This window comes from Enterobacter sp. CC120223-11 (assembly GCF_900215375.1).
Lineage (GTDB): Bacteria > Pseudomonadota > Gammaproteobacteria > Enterobacterales > Enterobacteriaceae > Scandinavium.
Window position 1 is genome coordinate 1 of sequence record NZ_OBEF01000035.1, and the last position, 3,082, is coordinate 3,082.

Annotated in this window: 2 protein-coding genes, 3 tRNA genes and 1 other RNA gene; 2 read left to right on the forward strand and 4 right to left on the reverse strand. The window is 56.2% G+C overall.

Translation table 11 applies throughout. From position 1 onward, the window contains the following. Together CRO87_RS22180 and CRO87_RS22185 are read right to left on the reverse strand one after the other, a co-directional pair. Window positions 1-88 (reverse strand) — tRNA-Ser (locus tag CRO87_RS22180). Between the two features lie 48 nt (window positions 89-136). Then, window positions 137-212, reverse strand: a tRNA-Asn gene (locus tag CRO87_RS22185). A 330-nt stretch (window positions 213-542) separates the two neighbouring features. Here CRO87_RS22185 and nac point away from each other — a divergent pair. Together nac and cbl are read left to right on the forward strand one after the other, a co-directional pair. After that, window positions 543-1,460, forward strand: a complete 918-nt coding sequence (gene nac / locus CRO87_RS22190; protein WP_097165049.1) for a nitrogen assimilation transcriptional regulator NAC — start codon at window positions 543-545, stop codon at window positions 1,458-1,460. Window positions 1,461-1,558: 98 nt separating this feature from the next. After that, on the forward strand, window positions 1,559-2,509 hold the full coding sequence (gene cbl / locus CRO87_RS22195) for an HTH-type transcriptional regulator Cbl (protein ID WP_097165050.1): 951 nt from the start codon (window positions 1,559-1,561) through the stop codon (window positions 2,507-2,509). 301 nt (window positions 2,510-2,810) lie between these two features. On the opposite strand, the gene CRO87_RS22200 is transcribed toward cbl, so the two are convergent. Then, window positions 2,811-2,948, reverse strand: a non-coding RNA gene (locus CRO87_RS22200) — RtT sRNA. Window positions 2,949-2,994: 46 nt separating this feature from the next. Then, window positions 2,995-3,082 (reverse strand) — tRNA-Ser (locus tag CRO87_RS22205).

Below are 3,082 nucleotides of genomic sequence, written 5' to 3' on the forward strand. Positions count from 1 at the left end.
TGGCGGTGAGGGGGGGATTCGAACCCCCGATACGTTGCCGTATACACACTTTCCAGGCGTGCTCCTTCAGCCACTCGGACACCTCACCATATTGTATTGTTCACTGATACATCAGAAGACTGACAGTATCAAAAGTTGGCTCCTCTGACTGGACTCGAACCAGTGACATACGGATTAACAGTCCGCCGTTCTACCGACTGAACTACAGAGGAATCGTGTGAACGGGGCGCATATTAGCGATGCCCGGCCGCCATGTCAAAGCCTCTCTTCACAGGATGTGTTTAACTGCTGACAATTTCAGCAATTTGGCATCGTTTGCTGATAATAAGCACGGTTCGCACTGCACTGGTGCAGCATTCTCCCTGATGGGGCATAGCCTAACCTGCTGACCGGTTACTAAAAGTGTCGATATTATTAGCATCTCTTATTTTGCGGCCTGTGTGGCCGTTTTGTCCGTCTGGTCAAAAACTGGCAAGCATATTGCAACTCCTCCGATAACTGAATCGCCAGCAGTGGCACTGGCATCCCGAACCGGAGGCAAAATGAACTTAAGACGACTGAAATACTTCGTGAAAATCGTCGATATCGGCAGCCTGACCCAGGCCGCCGAGGTGTTGCACATTGCGCAGCCTGCGTTAAGCCAGCAGGTGGCGACGCTGGAAGGCGAAATGGATCAGCAGCTCCTGATCCGCACCAAGCGGGGCGTGACGCCGACGGAAGCCGGAAAAATCCTCTATACCCATGCGCGGACCATTTTGCGTCAGTGCGAACAGGCACAGCTGGCGGTCGGCAATATCGGCCAGACGCTGAGCGGGCAGGTGTCAATCGGGCTTGCGCCTGGCACCGCAGCTTCTTCAATCACCATGCCGCTTCTTCAGGCCGTGCGGAATGAACTTCCGGAAGTCACCGTCTATTTACATGAAAACAGCGGTACCGTTCTGAACGATAAGTTGCTGAGCGGTCAGCTTGATATGGCGGTGCTGTATGAGCGCTCACCCGTTGCAGGGATCACCAGCCAGCAGTTGCTGAAAGAGGACTTATGGTTGGTTGGCACGCGAGACTGCCCGGGGCAGAGCGTCGATCTGCTGGCGGTGGCGGAAATGAATTTGTTCCTGCCGCGTGATTACAGCGCCGTGCGGGCGCGCGTCGATGAAGCCTTCTCTTTACGTCGCCTGACGGCAAAAATCATCGGCGAAATTGAGTCTATCTCCACGCTGACCGCCGCCATTGCCAGCGGGATGGGTGTGACGGTGCTGCCGGAATCCGCTGCCCGTTCACTGTGCGCCACGGCGAATGGCTGGATGGCGCGGATCACCACGCCTTCAATGAGCCTGCCGCTGTCGCTGAACATGTCGGCCCGCGGCTCGCTGTCGCCACAGGCGCAGGCAGTGAAGGAGATCCTGCTTTCCCTGGTCAGCCGTCCGACGCTTGAGAATCGTGAACTGCTGCTGGTGAGTTGATATATACCCTAAAGGAATAAGTTGCTGGTTTTTATTATTTGTTCGCCAGAGCCGCAGACTCTAACAATAGCGTTATGTCTGAAGGCCCTGGAGGAAAGGTGAATTTCCAGCAACTGAAAATTATTCGTGAGGCGGCGCGGCAGGATTACAACCTGACCGAGGTCGCCAATATGCTTTATACCTCGCAGTCCGGCGTCAGTCGCCATATCCGCGAGCTGGAAGAAGAGCTGGGGATTGAGATCTTTATCCGTCGCGGCAAACGTCTGTTGGGCATGACCGAGCCCGGCAAGGCGCTGCTGGTGATTGCCGAGCGCATCCTCAATGAGGCGAGCAACGTCCGTCGCCTTGCCGATCTCTTTACCAATGATGCAACCGGGGTGCTGACGATAGCCACCACGCATACCCAGGCGCGTTACAGCCTGCCGCCGGTGATTAAGGCCTTCCGCGAGTTGTTTAAAGACGTCCGCCTGGAGCTGATTCAGGGCACGCCACAGGAAATTGAAGCGCTATTGCACAACGGTGGAGCCGATGTCGGTATCGCCAGCGAACGTCTGAGTAACGACCCTGCGCTGGTGGCCTTTCCGTGGTTTCGCTGGCATCACAATCTCTTAGTGCCAGAAGGGCATCCTCTGTCGCAGACGCTGCCGCTGACGCTGGAAGCCATTGCGCGCTGGCCGCTGATTACCTATCGCCAGGGGATCACCGGGCGCTCGCGTATAGACGAGGCCTTCAACCGAAAAGGGCTGGTGCCGGACATCGTCCTGAGCGCACAGGATTCTGACGTGATCAAAACCTACGTTGAACTTGGCCTGGGCATTGGGCTGGTCGCGGAACAATCCGCCGACGGGCAAGAGTCAGGCCGCTTCACCCGGCTGGACACACACCACCTCTTTGATGCCAATACGGTATGGCTCGGTCTGAAGCGAGGCCAGCTACAGCGCAACTATGTGTGGCGTTTCCTGGAACTGTGCAACGCCGGGTTATCCGTGGATGAAATTAAGCGCCAGGTGATGGAGCCGGAAGAGACGGCGATTGATTATCAGATTTAAAGGGCGCGTGAATGTCGTGTTCCGTGCGAGCCCCTCAATCGGCGGTTCTCATCCCCCCACAGACAGTGCCACAGGCAAAAAAAAGCCCGTACTTTCATACGAGCTTTTTTTCAAATATGGCGATGAGGGGGGGATATCATTCGGCACATTCGTGTGCCTCCCCCTCGGGTGGCCGCTGTCCATGCTGCACGGCTGTCTTGCCGTTCAGTCGAACCCCCAGTCGGCGGTTCTCATCCCCCCTTGTCGGGCAGAAAATGCAAATAAAAATGCCCAGCTGTTAACTGGGCACTCTCATTAAATATGGCGGTGAGGGGGGGATTGATTCGCTGCGCTCACCCTTCGGGCAGCCCGTCCGCGAGCGTTCGGTCTGTCCAACGAGCTGAAGCTCGTTGTCGAACCCCCAATCGGCGGTTCTCATCCCCCCTTGTCGGGCAGAAAATACAAATAAAAATGCCCAGCTATTAACTGGGCACTCTCATTAAATATGGCGGTGAGGGGGGGATTCGAACCCCCGATACGTTGCCGTATACACACTTTCCAGGCGTGCTCCTTCAGCCACTCGGACACCTCACC

What these genes read in the sequence shown, in the direction of transcription:
- nac (WP_097165049.1), top strand. Translation starts at nt 543, where the DNA reads ATGAACTTAAGACGACTGAAATACTTCGTGAAAATCGTCGATATCGGC.